Source organism: Micromonospora sicca (assembly GCF_003172935.1).
In the GTDB taxonomy this organism is placed as follows: Bacteria; Actinomycetota; Actinomycetes; order Mycobacteriales; family Micromonosporaceae; genus Micromonospora; species Micromonospora sicca.
In genome coordinates this window covers 1-26,842 of record NZ_QGKS01000174.1, presented here as the reverse complement: position 1 = coordinate 26,842, position 26,842 = coordinate 1, and the positions used below count along the sequence as shown (strand labels likewise).

Below are 26,842 nucleotides of genomic sequence, written 5' to 3'. Positions count from 1 at the left end.
CGGCGGGGTCCCGGTGGTCCGGGTCGGGCGGGGTGCGTAGCGCGGGGCTAGGGTCGGGGCGTGGCCCGACGTGTGGTGGTGGCGTTGCTCGCTCCGGTGGCGTGGACCCCGCCGGGAATCGACCCGACGCGGTGGCGTACGGCGCTGGCCGAGGACGTGGTGGACCTGCTCGCCACGCTCAACGAGGTGGAGACCGCGGTCGCGGTGACGGCCGGCGACCGGTGGCTGGCCGATGCGGTGGTCTGGCCCGACATGGCCGTGCACGAGGTGGCCGCGCCCACGGTCAACGCGGTGTTCGCCGCGCTGGCCGCCGCTGACGGTGGCGAGCGGACCGGGTACGACCAGGCGGCCGTGGTGGCCGCCGACGCGCCCGACGTGCCCGGGCTGACCCTCGGCAAGCTGCTCCGCCCGCTCACCAGCCGGCCCGTCGCGGTCGCCCCGGTCGAGGGATCCGGGCCGGGGCTGCTCGGTGTCGCGGCCCGGCTGCCCGTGCCGGAGTGGTTGCCGCCGGTGGACCTGGACACCGCCGTACCCGCGGACGTTCGGGCCGGGGCCCCGCACCCGGGCGACGTCGCGGTGACCGCCGGCTGGCGACGGCTGCGCGGCCCGGCCGACTTGGGCACGCTCGACTCGGCCTTCGAGGGCTGGGAGGCGACCCGGGCCCTCCTCTCCGGCCAGGCCGGCTGACCGTCCCCGGCCGCTGGCCGCCAGATCGGCAAGATCCACACGCGTTGCGGCAAAGAGCGGCCTCCGTATGCCCGGGGGGCCGCTCTTTGCCGCAAGCCGTGTGGATCTTCGTGGTGCCTGGGGACCGGCGGGTCAGGACTTGCCGGTGTCGTCGCCCTCGTCCGGGCGGGGCGGGGTGTCGCCGCCCGGCGCCTTCTCCTCGGGACCACCCGGCGCGCTGAAGTCGAAGGAGGCCAACTCGTCGTCGAGGTCGAGCCCACCGGCGGCGAAGGCCGCCGGGTCGGCGAAGTCGTCGTCGGAGGGGAGGAGGTCCGGGTGGCCCCAGACCGCGTCCCGGCCGGCGATGCCCCGGTGCTCGGTCAGCGCCGCCCAGAGCACCGACGCCTCGCGCAGCCGGCGCGGACGCAGCTCCAGGCCGACCAGGGCGGCGAAGGTCTGCTCGGCCGGCCCGCCGGCGGCCCGGCGACGGCGGAACGCCTCGCCGAGGCGTACGACGTTGGGCAGCCGCTCGCCGGCGGCGGTGTCGACCACGTGGCAGACCCAGCCCTCGACCAGGGCGAGCACCGTCTCCAGGCGGGCCAGGGAGGCCTTCTGCGCCGGGGTGTCCTCCGGCGTGAAGATGCCCTCCAGGGCGATCGCCTGCATCGACTCCGGGTCGGTCGGGTCGACCCGGCCCATCGCCTCCTCGATCGCCTCCCGGTTGACCCGGATGCCCGCGGCGTAGTTCTCCACGGCGGTGAGCACGTGCCCGCGCAGCCACGGCACGTGCTGGAAGAGCCGCTGGTGCGCGGCCTCGCGCAGGGCCACGTAGAGGCGTACCTCGTCCTCGGGCAGCTCCAGGCCCTCGCCGTACGCCCGGATGTTGGCCGGGACGAGCGCGGCCGTGCCGGCCGGGCCGAGCGGCAGGCCGATGTCGCCGGCCGAGAGGACCTCGGCGGCGAGTGAGCCGAGCGCCTGGCCGAGCTGGCCGCCGAAGAGGGCGCCGCCCAGCGTCGCCACCATCGACTGCATCGGGCCGAGCTGGGCCCGGGCCTCCGGCGGCACCAGGTCGCCCATGGCGCCGACCATCCGGCTGGCCACCGGGTCGCAGAGCTTGCGCCAGACGTCGAGGGTCTTGTAGATCCACTCGTTGCGGTTCCAGGCGACGGACGTCCGGATGCCGGTGGGCCACGAGGTCGCCGGCTCCAGCCAGAGGTCGGCGATGCGCAGCGCCTCCTCCACCGCGTTGCGCTCGAACGGCGAGACCGCCGGGTCGCCCGCGGCGGCGAGTTGGCTGGCCGCCACCTGCCGGGCGAGGTCCCAGTTGACCGGCCCGCTGCCCGGCGCGGAGAGCAGGTGCTGCAACTGCGACATGAACTGCTGCATCTGCGCGGGATCGTTGGGGTCTGGTGGTTGCCCACCCGGGAGCGCGAATCCGAACGGAATATCAGGCACGACATCTACGGTACGCGTGCCCCGCCCCAGGTCGCCGCCACCGGCGTTCCGCTGAGGGCGAAGTCCCGCGGTCACCGCGCCGGGCGACGCCGGGCGGATCGGTACGCTCTGCCGCATGAGACGTCGCGGCGTGACCGTACTCCTCGGTGCACTGCTCACCGCCCTGCTCAGCGTCGGCGTGCTGAGCGTGCCCATCCCGTACGTGGTGCTCGGCCCCGGCCCGACGGTCAACACGCTCGGCACCTCTGACGGCAAGGAGGTCATCCAGGTCACCGGGCGGGCGACGTCCACCTCCGCCGGGCAGCTGCGACTCACCACGGTCGGCGTGCAGCCCACGGTCAAGCTCCGCTCGGCGCTGGCGGGTTGGTTCTCGAAGGACGAGGCGGTGGTGCCCCGCGAGCTGGTCTACCCGCCGGGCGAGTCCCAGGAGGAGGTGGAGAAGCGCAACGCCGAGGACTTCCAGAACTCGCAGACCAGCGCGGAGACCGCGGCGCTGCGGGAGCTGGGCTACCCGATCCAGGTGCTGGTCAAGGCGGTGACCGCGGGCGGCCCGTCGGTGGATGTGCTCAAGCCCGGCGACGTGCTCACCTCGGTCGACGGTCAGCCGGTGACCAGCGCCGGCCGGCTCACCGAGCTGATCCGGGCCAAGCCGGCCGGCACCGCGCTGAAGATCGGCTACCTCCGGGAGGGGGCCGCCGCCACGGCCACCGTGACCAGCCGGGAGCAGGACGGCCGGCCGCGGATCGGGGTCGAGATCGACCAGCAGCAGCCGCACCCGTTCACGCTGAAGATCGACCTGGGTGACATCGGTGGGCCGAGCGCCGGACTGATGTTCGCCCTGGGCATCGTGGACAAGCTGGAGCCGGCCGACCTGACCGGCGGGAAGGTCGTCGCCGGCACCGGCACCATCGACGACGAGGGCCGGGTGGGCCCGATCGGCGGCATCGCCCAGAAGCTGGTCGGCGCGAAGGAGGCCGGCGCGAAGGTCTTCCTGGTGCCGGCGGACAACTGCGCGGAGGCGGTCCGCAACCCGCAGCCCGACCTGCCGCTGCTCAAGGTGGCCACGCTGGACGACGCGCTGACCGCGCTGGAGAAGCTGCGCGCCGGGGGACAGCCGACCCGCTGCTGAGCCACGGCTCACCGGACGCCCGACGATCGTGACGTGACCTTGACCCGACGTGTCCAGGAACACCCCGTACTCTGGGTGCCTGGTCGGAGCCGATCACATCGAGCGTGCGGAGCCAACAGTGGTCATGCGTAGCAGCCCCCTGCCGAGGATGAGCCGGCGCGGACGCGTCACCATCGGGGTCCTGATCGGGGTGTTCGTGCTCTTCACCCTGCTCGGGTGGGGTGTCAACGCCTGGACGGACTGGCTCTGGTTCGACGAGGTCCGCTACACCCAGGTCTTCACCGGGGTGCTCGCCACCCGGCTGCTGCTCTTCCTGCTGGTGGGGTTCGGCATGGCGGCCGTCATTGCGGTCAACCTCTGGCTGGCCCACCGGCTGCGGCCGAGGATGCGGCCGCACTCCGTCGAGCAGGCCACCCTGGAGCGGTACCGGATGCTGCTGAGCCCCCGGCTCGGCACCTGGATCGCCCTGGTCGCCGCGGTCATCGGACTCTTCGCCGGGCTGTCCGGGCAGAGCCGGTGGAGCCAGTGGCTGCTGTTCCGCAACGGCGGGAACTTCGGCGTGAAGGACCCGGAGTTCGGCGTCGACGTCGGGTTCTACGTCTTCCAGCTGCCCTTCTTGCGCTACCTGCTCGGCGTCGGCTTCACCGCGGTGGTGCTCGCTCTGCTCGGCGCGCTGGCCGTGCACTACATCTTCGGCGGGGTCCGGTTGCAGGGCGTCGGGGACCGGATGACCAACGGCGCCCGGGCCCACCTGAGCACGCTGGTCGCCGTCTTCGTCCTGCTCAAGGCCGTCGCGTACGTGCTGGACCGGCGGGCGATGCTGCTGGAGTACAACGAGGGCGCCAAGCTCTACGGCGCCGGCTACGCCGACGTGAATGCGCTGCTGCCGGCGAAGGAGATCCTGGCGTACATCTCCATCGTGGTGGCCATCGCGATCATCGTGTTCTCCAACGCGGTGATGCGGAACCTGGTCTGGCCCGGCATCTCGCTGGCGCTGCTCGGCGTCTCGGCGGTGGCGATCGGCGGCATCTACCCGTGGGCCGTGCAGACCTTCGAGGTGAAGCCGAGCGCCCGGGACAAGGAGGCGCCGTACATCTCGCGGAGCATCGAGGCGACCCGGGCGGCGTTCGGGCTGGGCGGGACGAAGAGCGCCGGATACGCGGCGAACAACTTCACCCCGCCGGCCAGCCTGGCCACCGACACCTCGGTGGTGTCGAACATCCGGCTGCTCGACCCGCAACTGGTCTCCGAGACGTACACCCAGCTCCAGCAGGTCCGGGGCTTCTACGACTTCGGCCCGAAGCTGGACATCGACCGGTACGCGGTGGGGGGCAAGACCTCCGACTACGTGGTCGGTGTCCGCGAGATCAACTACGGCGAGCTGACCCCGCAGCAGAACAACTGGATCAACCGGCACACCGTCTACACCCACGGCTACGGCCTGGTCGCCGCCCCGGCGAACCAGGTCTGCAACGGGCAGCCGTACTTCGTCTCCGGCTTCCTCGGCGATGCCGGCAAGGAGACGGCGGGCTGCTCCTCGTCCAGCGAGCAGATCCCGGCCCAGCAGCCGCGGATCTACTACGGCGAGCGGATGGAGGCCGACGACTACGCGATCGTCGGGCAGACCGACGAGAAGCGGAACGTCGAGTTCGACCGCCCGACCTCGACCGGCGGCGAGCAGTACTACACCTACAGCGGTGACGGTGGCGTCAAGATCGATTCGTTCACCCGTCGGCTGCTCTACTCGATCAAGGAGCAGGAGTCGAACTTCCTGCTCTCCGAGGCGGTCAACGACAACTCGAAGCTGCTCTACGTGCGCAACCCGCGCGACCGGGTGGAGAAGGTCGCCCCGTTCCTCACCCTGGACGGCGACCCGTATCCGGCGGTGGTGAACGGCCGGATCCAGTGGATCGTCGACGGCTACACCACGGCGGCGACCTACCCGTACGCCGAGCGGGTCAACCTGCAGGCGGAGACCACCGACGAGCTGACCGGGCGGGGCACCTTCCAGCTCGCCCGGGAGAACGTCAACTACATCCGCAACTCGGTGAAGGCCACGGTCGACGCGTACGACGGCACCGTGCGGCTGTACCAGTTCGACGACACCGACCCGGTGCTCAAGGCCTGGAACAAGGCGTTCGGCGGCGACCTGGTGCTGCCGAAGTCGGCCATCCCGGCGGAGCTGGCCGAGCACTTCCGCTACCCGGCGGACCTGTTCAAGGTGCAGCGCAACCTGCTCACCAAGTTCCACGTCACCGACCCCGGCGACTTCTACTCCGGCCAGGACTTCTGGCAGGTGCCGAACGTGCCGGACGCGCCGGACAGCGGGCAGAAGCAGCCGCCGTACTACCTGTTCACCGAGTTCCCCGGGCAGGAGGGGCCGCGGTTCCAGCTCACCTCGGCGGTCACCCCCAACGGGCGGCAGAACCTCGCCGCGCTGATCTCCGGGTCGTACGTGGACGGGCAGCCGAAGCTGGAGGTGCTGGAGCTGCCGGACCAGACCCGGACCGCCGGCCCGGTGCAGGTGCACCAGCAGATGACCAACAACGGCGACATCCGGCAGCAGCTCAACCTGCTCTCGTCCAACCAGGCCCAGGTCCAGTACGGCAACCTGCTGTCGCTGCCGTTCGCCGACGGGATGCTCTACGTCGAGCCGGTCTACGTGAAGAGCAACAACCAGGACGCGTTCCCGTCGCTGCAGAAGGTGCTGCTGTCGTACGGCGACGGCGCGTCGTACGTGGCGCTGGCGAACAACCTCAGCGACGGCATCAAGCAGCTCGTGGAGCAGGGCAAACGGGCCGGCCAGGGCGTCCCGCCGCCGGCCGGTGGAACGCCGCCGCCGAGCACCGGCGGGGCCCCGCCCGCGCTGACCGGTGAGCTGGCCGACGCCGCCGCCAAGGTGCAGAGCGCCATCGCCGAGGTCAAGGCCGCGCAGGCGTCCGGCGACTTCGAGCGGTACGGGCGGGCGCTGAAGACCCTGGACGAGGCGATGACGGCGTTCCAGCAGGCGCAGGTGGCGGCCAGCCCGTCGGCCGCGCCGACGCCGAGCGGCAGCCCGTCCGCGTCCCCGCCGGCGTCCGGTTCGGCGTCCCCAGCGCCCACGCCGAACGGCTGACGCCCGGCTCGACCACGGAGCCCGTGGCCCGAGGACCCGTACCGGTCCCGGCCACGGGCTCTGTCGCATTCCGGACCCTGCGCCCGCAACCCGGCGCCCGGTTCCCCCGTCATCTGTTCAGGTGGGCCAGCGGGGAGGAGTGATCGCCAGATGAGGGACGCGCCGAGTTTCGACGACTTCTACCGGACCACGTCGGCCCGGACCCTTCGCTACGGCCGGGCGGTGGTGGGCGATCCGGGCGAGGCCCAGGACCTCGTCCAGGAGGCGTACGCCCGGGCCTGGCGGCAGTGGGGGAAGCTGGTTGCCCACCCGGCCCCGGAGGCGTGGCTGCGCCTGGTGGTCAGCCGGCTCGCCACGGACCGGTGGCGCCGGTCGCGCGGCTGGTGGCTGGCGATCAACCGTACCGGGCCACCGGACCACGTGCGGCCACCGGGCGAGGACAGCGTGCTGCTGGTCGGCGCGCTCCGGCAGCTGCCGGTGAACCAGCGGCAGGCCCTGGCCCTGCACTACCTGTTCGACATGTCGGTGGAGGACATGGCCCGGGAGGCTCGGGTGCCCACCGGCACCGTGAAGTCCTGGCTGTCCCGCGGCCGGTCCCGGCTGGCCGAGCTGCTGCCCGGGATCTCCGCCGAGGAGCTGGAGGTCGACGATGTCGCGTGAACTGAGCCGTCTCTACCGGGCGTTGGTGGAGGAGACCGACGGGCGGGCGCTGATGGCGCCGGAGCAGCTGCGTCGACGGGCCGACCGTCGGGCGCGGAACCGGGCCGCCGTCGGGGCGCTGGCCGTCGCGGCGCTGGTCGCGGGGACCGCGGCCGGCGCGCAGCTCGTCCGCACCTCGGGTCCGGGCACCCCGCCCGGGCCGCCGGCGGGCACCCCCACGTCGGCGCGGCCCACGCCCGACGCCTCGTCCCCGGTGCCGTCGCCGACCATGACCCGGGCCACTCCGTCCCGTACCCCGGGCACGTCGCCCTCCGCCGGCCCGCCGAGCTCCCGGACGCCGACCACCATCCCGGACCGGGCCTTCTTCGCCCTGGCCCCGGCGAACGACGCCGGGATCGCCGCGGAGTTCACGCCGGGGCCGGTGCTGCCCGAGCTCTGCGGCGCCGAGCCCGGCGGGTCGGGCATCGTCCAGCGCCGGGCGCGCGTGCTGGCGTACAAGCTGACCGGCACCCCCGCGGGGTACGTGCCGGACGGCAGCTACCGGCACAGCATCACCATCTACCGCGCCGGCCGGGCGGACGACGCGCTGCGGGAGCTGCGGCAGGCGGTCCGGGACTGCCCGCTGCAGCAGGTGCCCGACGCGCCGGGGGTGCGGTCCACCCAGCGCCTGTTGGACGACGGCGGGTACGGCGACGAGTCGGTGCTGTTCGAGGTCCGTACGCCGTACCGGGACGTCAACGGCCGCCCCACCGGTGGCGACGAGCTCCGGCTGGTCCGGGCGGTCCGGATCGGGGACGTGGTCACCGTGCTGTGGGAGCAGGGCTGGGAGAACACCTCCAGCATCCGGTCGCAGGTCGACGCGGACAGCCGCCGCGCGGTGGAGGCGATCCGGAGGTGGTGGAACTGACCGCCCGTCCCGTTTTGCGGGCCGGGGGGTCGGTAGGCTACGGTTGTCGTACCGACGCGGGGTGGAGCAGCTCGGTAGCTCGCTGGGCTCATAACCCAGAGGTCGCAGGTTCAAATCCTGTCCCCGCTACCACACCGGAACGGCCTCGAGGATCTGTCTCGGGGCCGTTCCGCTTTTCCGCCCGGTGGTTTCCGGCCGCCTCGGCCGGATCGGGGACCCGGCTGATCTCCCTGCCGGGCATGCGATAGGCTGTACATACCGACGCGGGGTGGAGCAGCTCGGTAGCTCGCTGGGCTCATAACCCAGAGGTCGCAGGTTCAAATCCTGTCCCCGCTACTCGTCACGAAGGCCCCGGAGTTCGCTCCGGGGCCTTCGTCGTGTCGTGGCCCGGCCGAGTTTCTCGCCTCCTGCCGGTTGTCCGGAAAATTCTGAGAGAGTACTCTCGAGACATGTCTCTCAGAAACGCCGAGGACGACACCGGGAGAAACCCGTACGGTGACCTCGAACTCACCGAGCCCACGGCGATGCGCGCGCTGTCCCATCCGGTCCGGCTGGCCATCCTGTCGAGGCTCCAGCGGCACGGCGCCGCGACGGCGACCGAGCTGTCCGAGCACGTCGGCGCCTCCCCGTCGGTGACCAGCTGGCACCTGCGCCACCTCGCCGGGTTCGGCCTGGTCCGGGACAGCGCCGTCGGCGGGGACGCGCGCAAGCGGTACTGGGAGGCGAGCGCCCGGGGCTTCCGCTTCCGGTTCCCCGACGACGAGGAGGGGCGAGCCGCGAGCCGGCTGCTCAGCCGGACGCTCTTCCAGCAGTACGACGACCTGCCGCGGCGCTGGATGGCCGAGGACGAGCCGCGGCTCGAACCGGAGTGGCAACGGGAGGCGGGCCTGTCGAACACCACCGTGCGGCTGACCGCGGCGGAACTGGCCGCCGTCAACGCCGCGATCGAACAGGTGCTGGCGCCGTACGTAACCCGCGACGCGGCCGACCAGCCCCCGGGCTCGCGGCACGTGCGGTTCATGCGCTACGTCATGCCCGAGGCGGTGCAGCGATGAGCGGCGCGGCGGAGCCGCGCGTGCCGCTGTTCCGCCAGCCCCGCTTCCGGTCGTTCTTCGTCGCGCACGCGACCTCCCAGTTCGGTGATCGGATCTCCGAGCTGGCGTTCCCGCTCCTCGCGGTGCTCGTACTCGACGCCACCGCCGCACAGGTGTCGCTGCTGACCGCGCTGGTGTGGCTGCCGAACCTCACCGGGATCTTCCTCGGCGCCTGGGTGGACCGGCGGGCGCACAAGAAGCGGCTCCTGGTGGCGGCTGACCTGATCCGCGCGGCGCTGCTGGTGACGGTGCCGGTCGCGTTCGCGTTCGACGCGGGCACGCTGGCGCAGTTGTACGTGGTCGCGCTGCTGACCGGCGCCGCGTCGGTGCTGTTCAACACGGCGTACCCCGCGTTCTTCGTCCGGCTGGTGGACCGGTCCCGCTACCTCGACGCCAACAGCGCGCTGAGCGCCAGCAGGTCCGTCTCCTTCATCGCCGGGCCCGCCCTCGGCGGTGTGCTGGTGCAGGTGTTGACGGCGCCGATCGCGATCCTGGTCGACGCGGTGTCGTTCGTGGCCTCCGCGCTGGGCATCGGTCGGATCCGACTCGACGACGCGGCGGCGCACCCGGAGGAGCCCGAGCCGGAGACGTTGTGGCGCCGGGCCCGGGACGGGCTGAGGTTCACCCTCCGGGACCCCGTGCTCCGCGCGGCCCTCGGCTGCACGACGACCGTCAACTACTTCAGCTTCGTGTTCGGCGCCCTGCTCGTGCTCTTCGCCAGTCACACGCTCGGCCTGTCCGCGGGGCTGCTCGGCCTCGCCCTCGGCGCCGGTGCGGTCGGCGGCCTGCTGGGTGCCGTCGTCGCGCCGCGACTGTCCGCGCGAATCGGCGTCGGGCGCAGCATCGTGGCGGGTGCGATCGTCTTTCCGGCCTCGATCTCCCTCGTCGCCGTCGCGGACGGTCCGCTGTGGGCGCGGGTCGGGCTGCTGGCCGCGGCCGAGTTCTTCTCCGGGCTCGGCGTGATGTTGTTCGACGTCAACCTCAACGCGCTGAACGCCGCCGTGATACCCGACGGCTTGCGTAGTCGGGTGGCCGGCGCATACTCCACGGTCAACTACGGAGTCCGTCCGCTGGGCGCGCTGACCGGCGGAGCACTCGGCACCTGGCTCGGTCTCCGGCCCACGCTCTGGATCGCGGCGGTCGGCGGGGTCCTGTGCGTGCTGTGGCTGCTGCCCTCGCCGATCCCGGCGGTGCGTTCGCTCGAGCACCTGGACGGTCTTGACGGTCCTCGGCCTGAGCTGACCGAGGCCGGGCGCAGTTCAGGGCGGTGAGGAGTACGTGTCCGCCCTGCCGTGGTTGCGCCGTTCGGCGAGGATGGGGGCATGTCTGCTTGGAGCAAGTGGTGGGGCCGGCTCGGCGGGGTCCTCGGTGCGGTCGTGCTCTCGGTGTTCGTACCGGTCGCGGCCTGGGCGTCCACGGGTAGCGGCGAACTGGTCGTGGAGGCCGCGCGGCGGCGGTCACGGGGCGGCGGTGTGGGCTTCCTCGGTCTGCTCTGCTGCCTGGTGGTGGTCGTCGTGATCGTGCTGCTGGTGCTGCGACTGATGCGCGGCCGGCGGGGTGGCCCGCCGCGTTGATCCGACCTGGGCCCGGGCCCGGCGGCCGACGCCCGCCGGGCCCGCGCTCCGCGGTCCACCGGCTGGGGGACGCCCCCGGCCGGGCCGCGCGGCCGGTCACTCGGCCAGGGCCGCGTTCGCCTGGGCGATGAACTTGGCGGTGGCCGCGCGGGCGCCGGAGCGTCCGGAGCGGATGCTCTCGGCGGCGGCGATGAGCAGGGTACGCACCCGCGCGTGCCCCTTCGGCGGCGGCGCGGGGGCGGGTCCGAGCAGGCCGTCCAGGGCGGTGCCGAACGCGACCACCCGCTGCTGGGCCCGGTCGGTGACGCCGTCGGCGACGAACCGGCGCACCGCGCTGCTGGCGTTCAGGCCGCGTTCGACGCCGAGGATCCGGCCGGCCGCCACGTTGGTGGTGAGGAAGTTGATCACGTCGACGACCACCCCCGGGTGCCGGGTGCCCCGGAACGCCGCCCAGTACATGGACGCCCGCGCCCACTGGGCGGCCGGGCTGCCGGGCAGGCTGACGATGTCCAGCTCGTCGTCGGTGTGGTGCTGGAGTTCCGCCAGCTGGTGCGACCAGGCGAAGGACGCCGCGGTGTGCCCGGTGACCACGAGCTGCCGGGCCAGGTCGCCGGTGTCGGCCTGCTCCACCAGGGCCGCGCTCGGGGTGGCCCGCCGGCTCCGCGCCACCTGCCACAGCTCGAACCAGTCGAGCAGTTCGGCGCCGCCGAACCCGAGCTGCCGCCCCTGGTACAACTCGCCGCCCTGGCCCCGTAGCCAGAGCCACAGCGCCCGATAGTCGCCCGAGGGATCCATCGTCCCGGCCACCCGCTTGCCGGAGTCGCGGGTGACCCGGGCGGCCCACTCCACGTAGTCGCGCCAGGACATGCCGGTGCGCGGCTCCGGCACCCGCAGCCGGCGCAGCAGGTCCCGGTTGTAGACCAGCGCGGCGCTGGTCTGGGCGGCGGCCACGGCCACCGTACGTTCGTCGACCTGGCCGTAGTGGGCCAGGCCCTCCGGCAGGCCGCCCAGGTCGAGCCGCTTGTCCGCGACGTACCCGCTGAGGTCGAGCACGATCTCGCGCTGCGCGTACTCGGTGAGGACGGTGTCGTCGATCTGGAACAGGTCCGGCACGTTCCCGCCGGTGGCCTGGGTGGCCAGCCGGTCGTAGTAGCCGGTGAGCCCCTGCCAGGTCACTCGGAACCGGACCCGGGGGTTCTCCTGGGAGTACAGGCGCAGCGCCTTCTCGGTGGCCTCGGCCCGCCGGGTCCCGCCCCACCAGAAGACCGACAGCTCGATCGGCCCGTCGTCGACCCGCGTCTCCTCCTCCCGGCCGCACCCGGCGAGGCCGCCGGCGGCGAGCAGCGGCAGGCCGGTCAGCGCGCCGAGGAGCCGCCGCCGGTCGAGACCGGGGCGGGGCGGCACGAGCGGGTGAGCGCGCACGGGGACTCCTGGGGCGCTGGCGAGCTGCTGCGGACGGACCATTTACACAGGCAGCGGGCGAGGGTGTCAACGCCGGGGCGGATTGCCCTCGTACGGGGTCCTTCGACACCGGTGCGCCGAGGGCCGGTCGGACGCGCGGTGGTCGCACCGGGCGTCGCTGCGCCACATGGTGTACTAGGCGCCGTGGAACTTCTGCACTCCGGCAAGGTCCGGGACGTCTACGCCGACGGCGACGACCTGGTCCTGGTCGCCTCGGACCGGATCTCGATCTACGACGTGGCGCTGCCCACCCCGATCCCGGACAAGGGTCGCCTGCTCACCGCGCTCTCGCTCTGGTGGTTCGAGCAGCTCGTCGACCTGGTGCCGAACCACGTCATCTCCGCCACCGACGTGCCGGCGGAGTTCGCCGGCCGGGCGATCCGCTGCCGCCGGCTCGACATGGTCCCGGTCGAGTGCGTGGCCCGCGGCTACCTGACCGGCGGCGGCTTCGCCGAGTACCAGCGCAGCGGCGCGGTCTCCGGCGTCGAGCTGCCCCGGGGCCTGGTCGAGGCGTCGATCCTGCCGGAGCCGATCTTCACCCCGTCGACCAAGGCCCCGAAGGGGGAGCACGACGAGCCGATCACCTACCACCAGGTCGTCGACAAGGTCGGCGCGGAGGTCGCCGAGCGGCTGCGCCGGATCACCATCGACGTCTACCGGCGCGGCGCGGAGATCGCCGCCGACCGGGGCATCCTGGTCGCCGACACCAAGATCGAGCTGGGCTGGGCGCCGGACGGCACCCTGGTCCTCGCCGACGAGGTCCTCACCTCCGACTCGTCCCGGTTCTGGCCGGCCGAGTCGTACCAGCCGGGCCGCGCCCAGTTCTCCTACGACAAGCAGTACGTCCGGGACTGGGCCACCGGCAGCGGCTGGGACAAGCAGCCCCCGGCGCCGGAGGTGCCGGCCAAGGTGGTCGAGGCGACCCGGGCCCGCTACGTCGAGGTCTACGAGAAGCTGACCGGCAACCGCTGGGACTGACGCGGGACTCTCCGGGCACGGCAGCCCGTACCCGCCGGGAGCGCGCGCGGTCGCCCGGCGTCGGTCCGTACGATCACCAGGCGTGCGTGACATTGCCGTATTCAGCGGAACCGCCCATCCCGACCTCGCCGCCGAGATCTGCGCCCACCTCGCCGTTCCGCTGCACCCGGTGCGGGTGTCCCGGTTCGCCAACGACTGCCTCGAGGTGCAGTTGCAGGCGAACTGCCGGGAACGCGACGTCTTCCTCATCCAGCCGCTGGTGCCGCCGGTGCAGGAGCACCTGGTCGAACTGCTGCTCATGACCGACGCGGCCCGCGGCGCGTCCGCCGGCCGGATCACCGTGGTGCTACCGCACTACGCGTACGCCCGCTCGGACAAGAAGGACGCCCCGCGCATCTCCATCGGTGGCCGGCTGGTGGCCGACCTGCTCACCTCGGCCGGGGCGGACCGGGTGCTCGCGATGACCCTGCACTCGCCGCAGGTGCACGGCTTCTTCAGCGTCCCGGTCGACCACCTGCACGCGCTGCGCGAGCTGGCCGCCCACTTCAAGGGGTACGACCTGGGCAACACCGTGGTGGTCTCGCCGGACCTGGGCAACGCCAAGGAGGCGGCGGCGTTCGCCCGGATGCTGGGCACCCCGGTCGCGGCCGGCGCGAAGCAGCGGTACAGCGACGACCTGGTGAAGATCAGCACGGTCATCGGCGACGTGACGGACCGGGACGTGATCGTGCTGGACGACGAGATCGCCAAGGGCAGCACGGTGATCGAACTGATCGCGCACCTGCGCGAACGGAACGTCCGCTCGATCCGGCTGGCCTGCACCCACGGCCTCTTCTCCAGCGGCGCGCTGGAGCGACTGAGCGCCCAGGACGGGGTGCTGGAGATCGTCTGCACCAACACGGTGCCGATCCCGGCGGAGAAGCGGGTGCCGAAGCTGGAGGTGCTCTCGGTGGCGCCGGCGCTGGCCGAGGCGATGCGGCGGATCCACAACGGCGAGTCGGTCAGCGCTCTCTTCGGCTGACGCCCGACCCGGCCCGTGCGCGCGCCGGCGTCGATCCACTCCTGGCGGGGAGGGGCTACTCGGCGCGGTGTCGGCCGACGCGCTCGGTCGAGGCGACGGCGGCGCTGATCCGGACGGTCGTGCCGTCCTCGCCGGTCACGACCTCCATCGTGTCGCTGAGCTCCCGCGCGAGCCAGAGACCCCAGCCGCCGGCGGTGTCCGGGGCCGGGCGGGCCCGGTCGTCGAGCCACCCGGTGCTGATCCCGTTCCCGTGGTCGGCGACCTCGCAGACCAGCTCGCCCTCCTGCCGCCACAGCCGCAGCGAGCCCTGACCGCCGCCGTGCCGCACGGCGTTGGTGATCAGCTCGTTGACCGCCAGCACGAAGTCGTCCAACCGCTGGCCGGTGAGCCCCGCCGCGTGCGCACAGGAGGTGACCGAGTGGCGCAGCTCGGTCACCTGTGCCCGATCGAAGGCTTCGGCGATGAGGAGGGAAGATTCGATGGGCACAACCGTACGCGGTACGCGGGGTGATGCGTTCGTCATGGCCCCGTCCCGGCGCTGGATCTCGGAGTTATTCGCGGCATTTCCACCGTACGTCAGGGTTTCCCGAGCCGCATCCATGGCTGTCCCCGGTGTCCCCTTGGACTGTGGCATGGTGTCGCGCATGCCGTCGTCTCCCGGAGGTCTCGAGGTCCCGCTCTGGCGGTCCATCGCGGTGTTCCGGTTCGCCTCGCTGGCGTACGTCGGTGTGCTGGTTCTCCGCGACGCCCACCGGTATGCGCACCCGCTGGCCGCCGGCGGCGTACTGCTGGTGATGCTGGCCTGGTCCGGGGTGACCGCGGCCGGCTACGCGCGCCCGGCCGGACGGCGCTGGCCGCTGCTCCTGGCCGACCTCGGCGTGGTGCTGGCGATCGTGCTGGCCACCCCCTGGGTGGTGGGCCGCGCGGCGCTCGCCGCCGGCGTGCCCACCCTGACCGTGGCCTGGCTGGCCGGGCCGGTGCTGGCCTGGGCGGTCTCCGGCGGCCGGCGCCGCGGCGCGGTCGCCGCCCTGGTGCTCGGCGCCGCCGACCTGGCCACCCGGGAGCGGATCAGCCAGTCGTCGCTGACCGGCGTGATCCTGATGCTGCTGGCCGGGGTGGTGGTCGGGCACGTCGCCCGGCTGGCGGTGACCGCCGAGGAGCGGCTGCAACGGGCGGTCGAGCTGGAGGCGGCGACCCGGGAGCGGGAGCGGCTGGCCCGGGACATCCACGACTCGGTGCTCCAGGTGCTGGCGCTGGTGCAGCGACGCGGCGCCCAGCTCGACGGCGAGGGCGGCGAGCTGGCCCGGCTGGCCGGTGAGCAGGAGGCCGCGCTGCGGGCGCTGATCGGCCGCTCCGGCGGCGACCCGGACGACGACGGCGGCACCCGGGACCTGCGCGCCCTGCTCGACCGGTACGCCACGACGACGGTCGTGGTCTCCGCGCCGGCCACCGGAGTACCGCTGCCCACGCGGGTCGCCCGCGAGCTGGCCGCCGCCACCGGCGCGGCACTGGACAACGTGGCCCGGCACGCCGGCGGGCGGGCCTGGGTGCTGATCGAGGACGAGGGGGAGACGGTGACCGTGTCGGTACGCGACGAGGGACCGGGGATCCCGGAGGGGCGGCTGGCCGAGGCCGCGGCCCAGGGGCGGCTCGGGGTGGCCCAGGCCATCCGGGGGCGGGTGGCCGACCTCGGCGGTGAGGTCCGGATCGTCTCCGCCCCCGGCGCGGGCACCGAGATCGAACTGGTCGTGCCCCGGGACGCCCGGTGAGCGGCGCGGCCGGGCAACCGGACGGCCGGGTCCGGGTGATGGTGGTCGACGACCACCCGATGTGGCGGGAGGGGGTGGCCCGCGACCTCACCGAGGCCGGCCACCTGGTCGTGGCCACCAGCGGCGAGGGGCGGCAGGCCGTGCGGCTGGCCGCCGCCGCCCGGCCCGACGTGGTCGTGCTCGACCTGCAACTGCCGGACGTCTCCGGGGTCGAGGTGATCCGCGGGCTGCGTGCGGCACTGCCCGAGGTGCGGGTGCTGATGCTGTCGGCCAGCGGGGAGCCGCAGAGCGTCCTGGACGCGGTGAAGGCCGGCGCCACCGGCTACCTGGTCAAGTCGGCCGCCCCGGCGGAGTTCCTCGACGCGGTGCGGCGCACCGCCGCGGGCGAGCCGGTCTTCACCCCGGGACTCGCCGGGCTGGTGCTGGGGGAGTACCGGCGGCTGGCGGCCGCGCCACCCAGCGGGCCCGCCGACGACTCAGCACCCCGGCTCACCGAACGGGAGACCGAGGTGCTGCGCCTGGTGGCCAAGGGCCTGTCGTACAAGCAGATCGCCGAGCGGCTCGGGCTCTCCCACCGGACGGTGCAGAACCACGTGCAGAACACGCTCGGCAAGCTCCAGCTGCACAACCGGGTCGAGCTGACCCGCTACGCCATCGAACGGGGCCTGGACGACTAGAACCGGGCCCGGACGACTAGGTCGCCTCCGGCGGCCGGGTCTCGTGGATGGCCAGCTCCTCGGCGGTCGCCCCGCCACCGGCCGAACCGGCGTCGTACGCGACGTTGTCGGTCTCCTGGTCGGTGTGGGCGCCCTCGTCCGGCTCGACCAGCCGGCCCACCTCGGCGTCGGCGATGCTGCCGAGCTGCCCGTGGTCGTAGATCGAGACCGGCGAGCGCGGGTCGGAGGTGGGCCCCGGGTCGATCACGTCGGCGTCGAGCTGGGCCTGCGCGGCGGCCTCCTCGCTGTCCGCCTCGGCGGCGATGCCCGGGTCCACCGGGCCCGCGAGGGGGTCGTCGGCCGGACGCTCGTAGCTCTCCCGCTGGAGCTTGTAGTCCAGCGACTCGCCGTCGAGCTGCTCCTCGGCGGTGGTCCCGAACCGGTCCACCGCCACCGGCGTGCGGTCCCCGGGCAGCTGGGCGGGCTCCGGTCCGTCCGCCTCGCGGCCGGTAAGGACGTCGTCGTTGGCGGTCGAGTCGTCGTCGGCGGTGTCGGGCAGCCCCTCCGCCTCGGGGTCGGACACGGGGGTCGGGTACTCGTCGTCGCGCATGGCTGAGCACTACCCACTGCGCTGCCCGGATTAACCGGATCGAGGGCCGAGGATCGGGAGCAAAGGGAAGAAACACCCCCGGCCGGGCCCGGCCGCGCCCCCGGTCAGCTCCGGTGGGCCACCTCGTCCTCGGGATGCAGCACGCACCAGACGACCTTGCCGTCCGGCAACGGCGTGCTGCCCCAGCGCCGGGCGACCGTGTCGATCAGCAGCAGGCCCCGGCCTCCGGCCGAGTTCAGCGGGGCCAGGCCGGCGTACGCGGGCAGCCGGGAGGAGTGGTCCCGGACGGCCAGGTGCAGCGAGCTGTCCCGCGGGGCCACCCGGACGGTCATCGGGGTGCCCGCGTGGGCCACCACGTTGTTGACCATCTCGGTCACCGCGATGCACGCCGGCTCCGCCAGCTCCGGCACGCCCCACCGGTCGCAGCCGTCGGTCACCAGCGCCCGGGCCTCCCGGGCCGCGCCGACGGTCGGCAGCAGGTCGGCGTTCAGCACCGCGGCCAGCGGCGCCCCGGCCAACTCCTCCTGCGCCTCGTCCAGGGTCGCCCGGACCGGCGCCCCCTCCCGCGCGGCCGCCGGATCCAGCACCAGCAGGTCGGCGGCGGGCCAGTCGGCCACCACGCGGCGCACCTCGTCGAGGACGGCGCGGGCGGCGGGCTCGGCCACCCGCAGCCGGGTGAGATCGGCGATCACCGGGCCGGGCCGGGCCCAGAGCCGGGCCAGCAACGCGTCCCGGACGGCGTCGACGGCGGCCAGGTCCAGCACGCCGGTCAGCCTGACTACCGCAGACGATTCGTCCGTCTCCACCAGGCAGCGCACGTCCGTCGGCATGATCGTCCCATTGTGCATGCCGGGTCCGGGCCGCGCATCCGACCGGTCGATGCGGTTCATCAGCGGTCCGTCCGGGCCCGGCGGTTGATCGCCGCCATCGTGCCGACGGCGGTGCCGGCCGCCGCCAACCCGAAGGCGGCGGTCACCCGGACCAGCTGCCGCCGCCGGCCGTGCCAGCCACCGAAGCGCTCCGCCTCGGCGTCGGCCCGGAAGACGTTGCCGGTGCTGTCCAGCCGGACGCCCGGCCCGAACTGGGTCCGGTGGGTGTACCAGCCGAGCGCCCGCTCGGCCAGCGCCGGCGCCAGCCGCCACTGCAGGCCGAGCAGCCGCGCGGCGCCGCCCGCGTACGCCTCCCGGCGCGGCCGGCGCAGCAGCCGCACGATCGTCTCGGCGACCACCTCCGGCGGGTACACCGGCGGTGGTGGGGCCAGCTCGTGGCCGCTGTGGTTCGCGGCGTGCCGGAAGAACGGGGTGTCGATGGTGGCCGGCAGCACCGTGCAGATGGAGATGTTGCCCCGACCGGTCACCCGCAGCTCCTGCCGCACGGTGTCGGCCAGCCCGCGGATGCCGTGCTTGGTCGCGTTGTACGCGGACTGGTAGGGCATCGCCACCTCGGCCAGCACCGAGGCGTTGTTGACGACGACCCCGCCGCCGGCCGCCCCCAGCCAGGGCAGCGCCGCCTTGGTCCCGTACGCCGTGCCGAGCAGGTTCACCGCCACCACCCGCCGGAACTCCGCCACCGGGATCTCGTCGAAGAGGCCCACCGCGCTGACCGCGGCGTTGTTGACCCAGCCGTCGATCCGGCCGAACTCCGCCGCCGCGCGGGCGGCGAGCCGCTCCACCGCCTCCGGGTCGGTCACGTCGGTCGGTACGACCAGGACCCGCCCACCCAGTTCCCGGCAGCGCGCGGCGACCCGCTGGAGGGCCTCCTCGCTGCGGGCCGCGAGCACCACGTCGGCACCGCGACGGGCCAGCGCGTACGCGGTCTCCGCGCCGATGCCGCTGGAGGCGCCGGTGATGACGACCGTGGCGTCGTCGAGGTTGCGGGTGAGAGGCATTCTTCGCCGGTACCCCCGGTCCGGGTGGGTCATGCGGATCCGGGCGCCCCGGATCCCGGTCGCGCCCGGCCGAGTTCGCTCCGCCGGTCCGGTCCCGATCTGCCAGGTTTCGGCTCACCAGCGCCGGGTTAATGGGACCCTCTGACCGGGAGGACCCACCGCTCGCTAGAACGCATGGAGGTGCACCATGCGCGTCGGCCTTGTGTGCGCGCACGCCGGCCCGTCCAGGCAGGTCGACGGTCCGACCGTCGGCACGCACCAGCACATCGCCCGGGTCGCCGCCGAGCTCGCCGACCGGGGCCACGACGTACGGGTCTACGAGCGCCGCGACTCCGCGGGGCAGCCGGAGCGCGTCGAGGTGGACGGCTACCGGCTGGAACGCGTGCCGGTCGGCCCGCCCATCCCGCTGCCCACCGCCGCACTGGTCCCGCACGTGGCCGAGTACGGCCGCTGGCTGGCCGAGCGGTGGTCCGGCGACTGGACCCCGGACGTGGTGCACGGGCACTACTGGGTCGGTGGCCTGGCCGCCGCCCACGGGGTGCGGGAGACCGACATCCCGGTCGTGCAGACCTTCCACTCGCTCGGCGTCGAGCAGCTGCGCCACCTCGGCGGGCAGTACGACGGGCCGGGGGAGCGGATCCCGCTGGAGCGGGCGCTGACCCGGGCGGTGGACATCGCGGTCGCGCAGTGCAACGACGAGGTCGACGAGCTGACCCGGATGGGACTGCAACGCACCTCGGTGGCGATGGTGCCGACCGGCGTCGACACCGGGCAGTTCCACCCCGACGGCGAGGCGGCGCCCCGGGACCAGCGGGCCCGCATCCTCTCCGTCGGCGGGCTGTCGCCCGGGCACGGCCAGGAGGACCTGGTCCGGGCGATGCGGCTGGTCGGCGACGCCGAGCTGGTGATCGCCGGCGGGCCGCCCGCGGAGCAGTTGGCCGACCACGCCGAGGCGCGGCGGCTGCGGGAGCTGGCCGAACGCACCGGGGTGGCCGACCAGGTGAAGCTGGTCGGCGCGGTGCCGCACGACCAGATGGCCACCTGGTACCGCTCGGCCGACGTGGTCGCCTGCACGCCGCACTACTCGTCCGCCGGGCGGGTGTCGCTGGAGGCGATGGCCTGCGGGGTGCCGGTGGTCGGCTACGCGATGGGCGGGATCGCCGACGCGGTGGTGGACGAGGTGACCGGCAAGCTGGTGCCGCCGGGGGACGTCCGCGCGCTCGGGGTCACCCTGCGCCGGCTGCTGGCCGACAACGCCGGGCGGTTCGCGTACGGGCACGCGGCGGTCGACCGGGTCCGCTGCAGCTACACCTGGGAGCGGACGGCCGGCGCCCTGGAGCGGCTCTACGAGCGGGTCATCGGGCGGCGCAAGCCGGTCGAGAAGCCCGCCGAGAAACCGGTCGAGAAGCCCGTCGAGGCGGCCTGATGCCGGTACGGCGGGCCGCCTCCGGCGGCGTGTTCGGTCAGCGGCGGGGACGGGCGGCGGCCCCGGCGCCGATCATCGGGCGCTCCCGCTCGCGGGCGACCGCGTGGTGGTGCTGCGGTTCGGCGTACCGGGTGAGGCCGACCACCGACGCCAGCGTGATCAGGAAACCGACCCCGGCCAGCCACTCCCGGCCCGGCCAGATCCGGTCGTTGAGCAGCAGCAGGCCGATGATCGCCGCGGGCACCGCCCCGGCGGCGTCCATCGCGGCCACCGCCGCGGTGGTGGAGCCCCGCTGCATCGCCAGGCCGAGGAGCAGTTGGCCCACCACCGAGTGGGCGATCAGCAGGTAGAGCAGCGGGTCCCGGACGAACGCCTCGGCGGAGTCCGCCGAGGCCAGCGGGCGGGCGGCCACCGCGGCGGCGGAGAACGCCATCCCGGCCAGCGAGCCGAGCGCCACCGAGCCGGGCGCCCCGTGCAGCCGGGCCGCGAAGAAGCCGGCCACGGCGATCACCCCGAGCGCCACGGTCAGGCCGATCAGACCGGCAGTGCCGAGCTGCCGGGAGGGGGCCGGCTGGGCGGCCAGCACCAGTGCGGTGATCCCGCCGAAGAGGAGCGCCAGCAGCGCCACCTCGGCGGCCGGCAGCCGCCATTTCAGCACCAGCACCCCGAGTATCGCGGTCACCCCGAGCCCGGCCGCCACGCTGGCCTGGACCAGGAAGAGCGGCAGGTCCCGGCGGGCCAGGAAGGCCAGCACGAAACCGGTGACCTGACAGATCAGCCCGACCAGGTACGTCCGGTGGCTGGCCAGCCGCAGCAGCAGCCCCGGGTCGAAGGTGTGGTGCACGGTGGTCCGCGCCGCGGCGACGGACTGGAGCAGATTGGCGAAGCCGTACGCGACGATCATGGCCGCGAGGAAGCACCAACCGGAGGACACCACCTGGCGAGGATAGAGGCAACCGGTCGGTCAGCGCGCGGCTGGCTCTCCCAGCCGCTCCAGGATGTCGGCGTGGAGGAGGCCGTTGGTGGCGATCGCGCTGTTCTCCCCGCCGGCCGGCGCCGGTCGACCGGCCCGGTCGGTGACCGTGCCGCCGGCCTCGGTCACGATCGGCGCCAGCGCGGCGAGGTCCCACAGCGACAGCTCCGGCTCCACCATCACGTCCAGCGCCCCCTCGGCCAGCAGCATGTAGCCGTAGAAGTCGCCGTACGCCCGGCTGCGCCAGGTGTCCCGCATGACCTGCAGGATCGCGTCCAAGCGACCGGCGGACTCCCAGCCGGTCAGTGACGAGTAGCAGAAGCTCGCGTCGGCGAGATCCTTGACGCCCGAGACCCGGATCGGTGCGCCGGAGGCGGCGTCCGGGCCGGCGTACGCGCCCGCGCCCGTCGCGGCCCACCAGCGCCGGCCCAGCGCCGGGGCGGAGACCAGGCCGAGCACCGGGCGGTCGGACTCCAGCAGGGCGATCAGGGTGGCCCAGACCGGCACGCCGCGGACGAAGTTCTTGGTGCCGTCGATCGGGTCGACCACCCAGCGCCGCCCGTCGGGCCCGGCGGCCGGCTGCTCGCCGTACTCCTCGCCGAGCAGGCCGTCACCCGGCCGGTGCTCGGCCAGCAGGGCGCGGATCTCCCGCTCGACCGCGGTGTCCGCGTCGGAGACCGGGGTCAGGTCCGGCTTCGACTCGACCCGCAGGTCGAGGGCGCGGAACCGGGCCGTGGAGATGGCGTCGGCGGCGTCGGCGAGCAGGTGGGCGAGGGCGAGGTCGGCGGCGTACCCGGTCATGCCGGAAACGGTAGCGGCGGACATCGGGTCAGGACCCGGCGGGCGGCGCGTCCGGCCCGCGCTGGTCACCCTCGCCGGGCCCGCGGTGGTCGACCTCCCCGCGCTGGTCGCCCTCCCCGCTGCGGGAGGCCAGCAGCCGGCGGTACGACGCCAGCCGGCGCGGGTCGGCCTTGCCGGCGGCCACCCAGGCGTCCAGCGCGCAGTGCGCCTCCTCGGCGGTGTGCTGGCAGTTCGCCGGGCAGTCGACCGTGGCCTCCACCAGGTCGGAGAAGCCGTGCAGCAGGCTCTCCGCGGAGACGTGCGCCAGCCCGAAGCTGCGTACCCCGGGGGTGTCGACGATCCAGCCGGGATCGCCCTTCGCGCCGGGCGTGGGCGGCAGCCGCAGGGCCACCGCGCTGGTCGAGGTGTGCCGGCCGCGGCCGATCGCGCTGACCGTGCCGACCGCCCGCTCGGCCTCCGGGACGAGGCGGTTGACCAGCGTCGACTTGCCGACCCCGGAGTGCCCGACCAGCACCGAGACGCGCCCGGCGAGCAGCGCGCGCAGGGCGTCCAGGTCCGAGTCGGGCCGGATCAGCACGTACGGCAGCTCCAGCTCGGTGTAGTAGCCGAGCACCGCCTCCGGGCCGGCCAGGTCCGCCTTGGTCAGGCAGAGCAGCGGCTCGATGTCCGCGTCGTACGCGGCCACCAGGCAGCGGTCGATGAACCCGGTGCGCGGCGGCGGGTCGGCCAGCGCGCTGACGATCACCAACTGGTCGGCGTTGGCCACCACGACCCGTTCCAGCCGGCCCTCGGCCGTGGTCGCGTCGTCCTCGGCGGTGCGCCGCAGCACCGAGCGGCGCTCGGCGATCCGGACGATCCGGGCCAGCGCGCCGGCTGCCCCCGACGTTTCCCCGACCAGCCCGACCCGGTCGCCGACCACCACCGACTTGCGGCCCAGCTCCCGGGCCCGCATCGCGGTGATCGTCGGGTCGTCCGGGCCGGCGTCCGGTCGTACGCAGGTGTAGCGGCCCCGGTCCACGGCGATCACGAAACCGTCGACCGCGTCGGCGTGCCGGGGGCGGGTGCGCGTACGCGGGCGCGACGACTTCCCGGGCCGGACCCGCACGTCGTCCTCGTCGTACTCGCGCCGTTTGGTCGCCAGGACCTGCCCCCTGTCGCGTCAGCTCTTGCCGGTCACCATTCCTGACCATAGCGCCGGAAACTCGGGCATGGTCTTGGAGGTGCACGCCACGTCGTCCACCTCGATGCCCGGTACGGCCAGCCCGGCCACCGCGGCGGCGTGCGCCATCCGGTGGTCGGCGTACGTCCGGAAGGTCCCGCCGCGCAGCGGGCGGGGGCGGATCTCCAGCCCGTCGGCCGACTCGGTGATGTCCGCGCCGAGCGCGGTGAACTCCCGGGCCAGCGCGGCGATCCGGTCGGTCTCGTGGCCCCGGATGTGCCCGACGCCGGTCAGCCGGGACGGCGAGTCGGCGAGCATGGCCAGCGCGGTCAGCGCCGGGGTCAGCTCGCTGACGTCGGAGAGGTCGGCGTCCAGGCCGTGCACGGCTCCGGTGCCCCGCACGGTGAGCCCGCCGGTGGTCAGCGTCACCTCGCCGCCCATCCGGTGCAGCAGCGCACGGAGCTGCTCGACCGGCTGCATGCTGCTGCGCGGCCAGCCCTGCAGGGTCACCTCACCGCCGGTGACCAGCGCGGCGGCGAAGAACGGCACCGCGCCGGAGAGGTCCGGCTCGATCTCCCAGCCGCGCCCGCTCAGCGGCCCCGGCTCGACCGTCCAGACGTCGGGCACGCTGTCGTCGACCGCCGCCCCGGCGGCGCGGAGCATCTGCACGGTCATCCGCAGGTGCGGCGCGGAGGGAACCGGCGGGCCCTCGTGCCGGACCACCACGCCCCGGTCGAACCGCGGGGCGGCCAGCAGCAGCCCGGAGACGAGCTGGCTGGAGGCGGAGGCGTCGATGACGACCTCGCCGCCAGCGACCCGGCCGGCTCCGAGGACCGTCAGCGGCAGGCTGCCGGTGTCGGGCGTGTCGATGCGTACGCCGAGGGAGCGCAACGCCCCGATCAGCGGGCCGAGCGGGCGGACCCGGGCCTGCGGGTCGCCGTCGAAGGTGACCCGCCCCTCGGCCAGACCGGCCACCGGCGGGAGGAAGCGCATCACCGTGCCGGCCAGGCCGACGTCGACGTGCGCCGGGCCGACCAGCCGGTGCGGCCGGACCAGCCAGCGGTCGTCGTCGGAGATCGACATGTGCGCGCCCAGGGCGCGCAGGCCGCCGGCCATCAGCTCGGTGTCCCGGGCGCGCAGCGGCCCGCCCAGCGTCGACGGGCCGCCGGCCAGCGCGCTGAGCACCAGGGCCCGCGCGGTCATCGACTTGGAACCGGGCAGGCGCAGCGTCGCGGCGACCGGGTCGCTGGCGGTCGGTGCGGTCCACGGCTGCGGCGGCCGGGTCGCGGTCGGATTCCCCACGGTTACATTCTGCCAAGTCCGGCAGCGCATGGAGCCGGCCGTGGGGCCCACTCCCGGTTGGCGGGACAGCCGGGACGCCGTCGGGGCGTTAGCGTGTGCCCCATGTGCGGGAGGTACGCGACGACCCGGAGCGCGGGCGACCTGAGCGCGCTGTTCGAGTCGTACGACGAGACCGGCGGCGCGGTCGGCCCGGACTTCAACGTGGCCCCGACCGATCCGGTGCCGCTGGTCCGGCTGGCGCCCGAGGGGCACCGCACGCTCTCGGTGGGCCGCTGGGGCCTGGTCCCGCACTGGTCCCGCAGCGCCACCGGCGCGGCCCGCATGATCAACGCCCGGGCCGAGACGATCGCCACCAGCCGGGCGTACGCCCCGTCCTTCGCCCGCCGCCGCTGCCTGGTCCCGGCCGACGGCTGGTACGAGTGGGTCCGCGAGGCCGGCGGCCGCCCACAGCCCTACTACATGACGCCGGCGGACGGCTCGGTGCTCGCCTTCGCCGGCATCTGGTCGGTGTGGGAGGCGGCGGGCAGCGCGCTGCTCACCTTCAGCGTGCTCACCACGGCGGCCGTCGGCGAGCTGGCCGAGGTGCACGACCGGATGCCGTTGCTGCTGCCCCGGGACCGCTGGGCGACCTGGCTCGGCCCGACCGAGGAACCCGCCGCGCTGCTGGTCCCGCCGCCGGCGGACTGGCTCGCCGGGTTGGAGATCCGCCCGGTCTCCCCGGCGGTCGGCGACGTCCGCAACGACGGTCCCGGCCTGACCGTCCGGGTCCCGCTCGCGCGCGAGGAGGCCGACTCGGAATTGACCCTGTTCTGATCACTGTCGGCGCATTGTCGTGTGCTGATTTGCCGGGGTTGCGCCTGAAACGTCGCCCGGTCTTTTAGCCATCTTTACCGCAGAGTCTTGTCCCCGCGTCCGCAAGTGCGATAGAACACAGCGCCGGCGGTGGGCGTCGATTCGCACGGGGCGGATGACCCCCATCGATCCTTGGTGATCTTGCCGGTCCCACGGGGGAGGTGGGTGGATTTGACACGGGCACGTATGCCCCGCCCGCACGAGGTGGCCGCCGCACGACGAGATCCGCGACTGCTGCGGGCGTTGCGCGAGCGGCGACAGGACGAGGCGTGGCGGACCAGAGGGACCTGCCAGAGCGTGGACCCGGAAACCTTCTTTCCGGCGCCCAACGAGCCGGCCGACGCGGCCGTCACGCTCTGCCGCAGTTGTGACGTCCAGGGCTCCTGCCTCGCCTGGGCGCTGGAGGTGGGGGACTGCCACGGCGTCTGGGGCGGCACCACGCCCCGCGAGCGCCGGGCGATGCTCGTCGCCTGGCGCAGCGAGGTGCAGCCGGATCCGGACGCGGTCGACGAGGCCGGCCCGCCGGTCCGGGACCGCCTGCTCACCCTGGTGCCGCTCAGTCGCTGAGCTGATCGGGTAGGCCCCTCGCCGCCCGCCTCGCAACCCTGGAGGCGGGCGGCGACGTCGTTACCGGCCCGCGCGCCGGCCCGGGTGGGTGTGCGGCGAGCGGCCGCCGGGTCGGGTCGGCCGGCGTCGGCGGAGGATGGGCCGGTGCGGCACAGCGACGAGACCGACACCCCCCGCGGACCGGCCCGGGTCGACACCGACCTGCCCGCCGGTCCCGTCAGCACCGCGCTGGTGCTCGGGCACGGCGCGGGCGGCGGGGTGGACGCCCCGGACCTGCTCGCCGTCCGGGACGCGGTGACCGCCGCCGGGGTGGCCGTGATCCGGGTGACCCAGCCGTACCGGGTCGCCGGTCGACGGGCGCCGGCGCCGGCCGGGCAGCTCGACGAGGCGTGGACGGCGGTGCTGGCCGCGCTCCGCGAGCGCCACCCGACCGTGTCCGACTGGGTGGTCGGCGGGCGCTCCAGCGGCGCCCGGGTCGCCTGCCGCACCGCCAGGGCGGTCGGCGCGAGCGGGATCGTCGCCCTGGCCTTCCCGCTGCACCCGCCGGGCCGTCCCGAGCGCTCGCGCGCCGCCGAGCTGGCGACCGGGCTGCCCACCCTGGTGGTGAACGGTGACCGGGACCCCTTCGGGGTGCCGGAGCCGGGACCGGGCGTCGAGGTGGTGCTCCGCCCGGGCGAGCGGCACGACCTGCGGGGCGACCCGGCCGCCACGGCCGCCGTGGTGCTCGACTGGCTGCGTGGGCGGGGCTGGACACGCCGCTGAACGGGGCCCGGGGAAAT

26 protein-coding genes and 2 tRNA genes are annotated in these 26,842 nt (G+C 74.1%); 18 read left to right on the top strand and 10 right to left on the bottom strand.

Annotated elements, in window-relative coordinates; genetic code table 11:
* Positions 1-60 precede the first annotated feature (60 nt).
* Positions 61-687 carry a hypothetical protein gene (locus DKT69_RS09645; RefSeq protein ID WP_109801238.1) on the top strand — a complete coding sequence of 209 codons (627 nt, stop codon included), beginning with the start codon at positions 61-63 and terminating at the stop codon, positions 685-687.
* Between the two features lie 132 nt (positions 688-819).
* Here DKT69_RS09645 and DKT69_RS09640 read toward each other — a convergent pair whose 3' ends face one another.
* Positions 820-2,052, bottom strand: a complete 1,233-nt coding sequence (locus DKT69_RS09640; RefSeq protein WP_255544066.1) for a zinc-dependent metalloprotease — start codon at positions 2,050-2,052, stop codon at positions 820-822.
* A 184-nt stretch (positions 2,053-2,236) separates the two neighbouring features.
* On the opposite strand from DKT69_RS09640, the gene DKT69_RS09635 reads away from it, so the two are divergent.
* The 9 genes from DKT69_RS09635 (at position 2,237) to DKT69_RS09595 (ending at position 10,600) form a co-directional block, all read left to right on the top strand.
* Positions 2,237-3,250, top strand: coding sequence for a YlbL family protein (locus DKT69_RS09635; RefSeq protein ID WP_201749555.1), 1,014 nt, complete (start codon positions 2,237-2,239; stop codon positions 3,248-3,250).
* A gap of 124 nt (positions 3,251-3,374) precedes the next feature.
* Positions 3,375-6,365, top strand: a complete 2,991-nt coding sequence (locus DKT69_RS09630) for a UPF0182 family membrane protein (RefSeq protein ID WP_201749554.1) — start codon at positions 3,375-3,377, stop codon at positions 6,363-6,365.
* Between the two features lie 150 nt (positions 6,366-6,515).
* A complete protein-coding gene (locus tag DKT69_RS09625) occupies positions 6,516-7,025 on the top strand; it encodes a SigE family RNA polymerase sigma factor (RefSeq protein ID WP_109801234.1) in 510 nt (169 codons plus the stop codon).
* A complete protein-coding gene (locus tag DKT69_RS09620; RefSeq protein ID WP_109801233.1) occupies positions 7,015-7,932 on the top strand; it encodes a hypothetical protein in 918 nt (305 codons plus the stop codon). Before DKT69_RS09625 ends, DKT69_RS09620 begins: the two co-directional genes overlap by 11 nt.
* Positions 7,933-7,987: 55 nt before the next feature.
* Positions 7,988-8,064, top strand: a tRNA-Met gene (locus tag DKT69_RS09615).
* A gap of 130 nt (positions 8,065-8,194) precedes the next feature.
* Positions 8,195-8,268 (top strand) — tRNA-Met (locus tag DKT69_RS09610).
* A gap of 113 nt (positions 8,269-8,381) precedes the next feature.
* Complete coding sequence (locus DKT69_RS09605; protein WP_109801232.1) at positions 8,382-8,987, top strand: ArsR/SmtB family transcription factor; 606 nt, start codon at positions 8,382-8,384, stop codon at positions 8,985-8,987.
* Positions 8,984-10,297 carry an MFS transporter gene (locus DKT69_RS09600; RefSeq protein ID WP_109801231.1) on the top strand — a complete coding sequence of 438 codons (1,314 nt, stop codon included), beginning with the start codon at positions 8,984-8,986 and terminating at the stop codon, positions 10,295-10,297. Before DKT69_RS09605 ends, DKT69_RS09600 begins: the two co-directional genes overlap by 4 nt.
* A gap of 51 nt (positions 10,298-10,348) precedes the next feature.
* Positions 10,349-10,600 (top strand): hypothetical protein, encoded by a 252-nt coding sequence (locus DKT69_RS09595; RefSeq protein WP_109801230.1) that lies wholly within the window; start codon positions 10,349-10,351, stop codon positions 10,598-10,600.
* Between the two features lie 96 nt (positions 10,601-10,696).
* On the opposite strand, the gene DKT69_RS09590 is transcribed toward DKT69_RS09595, so the two are convergent.
* Positions 10,697-12,022: an ABC transporter substrate-binding protein gene (locus DKT69_RS09590; RefSeq protein WP_109801229.1), complete on the bottom strand. Its 1,326-nt coding sequence runs from the start codon at positions 12,020-12,022 to the stop codon at positions 10,697-10,699.
* Positions 12,023-12,205: 183 nt separating this feature from the next.
* Here DKT69_RS09590 and DKT69_RS09585 point away from each other — a divergent pair, with 183 nt between their 5' ends.
* Together DKT69_RS09585 and DKT69_RS09580 are read left to right on the top strand one after the other, a co-directional pair.
* A complete protein-coding gene (locus DKT69_RS09585) occupies positions 12,206-13,039 on the top strand; it encodes a phosphoribosylaminoimidazolesuccinocarboxamide synthase (RefSeq protein WP_109801228.1) in 834 nt (277 codons plus the stop codon).
* A gap of 82 nt (positions 13,040-13,121) precedes the next feature.
* Positions 13,122-14,060, top strand: a complete 939-nt coding sequence (locus DKT69_RS09580; RefSeq protein ID WP_109801227.1) for a ribose-phosphate diphosphokinase — start codon at positions 13,122-13,124, stop codon at positions 14,058-14,060.
* Between the two features lie 55 nt (positions 14,061-14,115).
* Here the strand turns inward: DKT69_RS09580 and DKT69_RS09575 are convergent, their stop codons facing one another.
* Positions 14,116-14,583, bottom strand: a complete 468-nt coding sequence (locus DKT69_RS09575; RefSeq protein ID WP_109801226.1) for an ATP-binding protein — start codon at positions 14,581-14,583, stop codon at positions 14,116-14,118.
* 121 nt (positions 14,584-14,704) lie between these two features.
* Here DKT69_RS09575 and macS point away from each other — a divergent pair, with 121 nt between their 5' ends.
* Entirely contained in the window at positions 14,705-15,829 is a 1,125-nt protein-coding gene (gene macS, locus DKT69_RS09570; RefSeq protein WP_109801225.1) for a MacS family sensor histidine kinase, read from the top strand.
* A 38-nt stretch (positions 15,830-15,867) separates the two neighbouring features.
* Positions 15,868-16,506 (top strand): response regulator, encoded by a 639-nt coding sequence (locus DKT69_RS09565; protein WP_109801242.1) that lies wholly within the window; start codon positions 15,868-15,870, stop codon positions 16,504-16,506.
* A gap of 16 nt (positions 16,507-16,522) precedes the next feature.
* On the opposite strand, the gene DKT69_RS09560 is transcribed toward DKT69_RS09565, so the two are convergent.
* From DKT69_RS09560 to DKT69_RS09550, 3 genes are all read right to left on the bottom strand, one after another.
* Positions 16,523-17,095, bottom strand: coding sequence for a DUF5709 domain-containing protein (locus tag DKT69_RS09560; RefSeq protein ID WP_109801224.1), 573 nt, complete (start codon positions 17,093-17,095; stop codon positions 16,523-16,525).
* Positions 17,096-17,199: 104 nt separating this feature from the next.
* Positions 17,200-17,925 (bottom strand): ATP-binding protein, encoded by a 726-nt coding sequence (locus DKT69_RS09555; protein ID WP_236647431.1) that lies wholly within the window; start codon positions 17,923-17,925, stop codon positions 17,200-17,202.
* A gap of 59 nt (positions 17,926-17,984) precedes the next feature.
* Complete coding sequence (locus DKT69_RS09550; RefSeq protein WP_109801223.1) at positions 17,985-18,983, bottom strand: SDR family oxidoreductase; 999 nt, start codon at positions 18,981-18,983, stop codon at positions 17,985-17,987.
* Positions 18,984-19,170: 187 nt separating this feature from the next.
* Between DKT69_RS09550 and DKT69_RS09545 the strand changes: the two genes are divergently transcribed.
* On the top strand, positions 19,171-20,409 hold the full coding sequence (locus DKT69_RS09545; RefSeq protein WP_109801222.1) for a glycosyltransferase: 1,239 nt from the start codon (positions 19,171-19,173) through the stop codon (positions 20,407-20,409).
* A gap of 37 nt (positions 20,410-20,446) precedes the next feature.
* Here DKT69_RS09545 and DKT69_RS09540 read toward each other — a convergent pair whose 3' ends face one another.
* From DKT69_RS09540 to aroA, 4 genes are all read right to left on the bottom strand, one after another.
* Positions 20,447-21,313 (bottom strand): hypothetical protein, encoded by an 867-nt coding sequence (locus DKT69_RS09540; RefSeq protein ID WP_201749556.1) that lies wholly within the window; start codon positions 21,311-21,313, stop codon positions 20,447-20,449.
* A 60-nt stretch (positions 21,314-21,373) separates the two neighbouring features.
* Positions 21,374-22,183, bottom strand: a complete 810-nt coding sequence (hisN, locus tag DKT69_RS09535; RefSeq protein ID WP_109801240.1) for a histidinol-phosphatase — start codon at positions 22,181-22,183, stop codon at positions 21,374-21,376.
* A gap of 28 nt (positions 22,184-22,211) precedes the next feature.
* On the bottom strand, positions 22,212-23,135 hold the full coding sequence (gene rsgA / locus DKT69_RS09530) for a ribosome small subunit-dependent GTPase A (RefSeq protein ID WP_375373560.1): 924 nt from the start codon (positions 23,133-23,135) through the stop codon (positions 22,212-22,214).
* 207 nt (positions 23,136-23,342) lie between these two features.
* Positions 23,343-24,644, bottom strand: coding sequence for a 3-phosphoshikimate 1-carboxyvinyltransferase (gene aroA / locus DKT69_RS09525; RefSeq protein ID WP_109801220.1), 1,302 nt, complete (start codon positions 24,642-24,644; stop codon positions 23,343-23,345).
* A gap of 102 nt (positions 24,645-24,746) precedes the next feature.
* Here aroA and DKT69_RS09520 point away from each other — a divergent pair, with 102 nt between their 5' ends.
* The 3 genes from DKT69_RS09520 (at position 24,747) to DKT69_RS09510 (ending at position 26,825) form a co-directional block, all read left to right on the top strand.
* Positions 24,747-25,457 carry an SOS response-associated peptidase gene (locus DKT69_RS09520; RefSeq protein ID WP_109801219.1) on the top strand — a complete coding sequence of 237 codons (711 nt, stop codon included), beginning with the start codon at positions 24,747-24,749 and terminating at the stop codon, positions 25,455-25,457.
* A 210-nt stretch (positions 25,458-25,667) separates the two neighbouring features.
* Positions 25,668-26,063, top strand: a complete 396-nt coding sequence (locus DKT69_RS09515) for a WhiB family transcriptional regulator (RefSeq protein WP_109801218.1) — start codon at positions 25,668-25,670, stop codon at positions 26,061-26,063.
* Positions 26,064-26,207: 144 nt separating this feature from the next.
* Positions 26,208-26,825 carry an alpha/beta hydrolase family protein gene (locus DKT69_RS09510; RefSeq protein WP_109801217.1) on the top strand — a complete coding sequence of 206 codons (618 nt, stop codon included), beginning with the start codon at positions 26,208-26,210 and terminating at the stop codon, positions 26,823-26,825.
* Positions 26,826-26,842 lie beyond the last annotated feature (17 nt).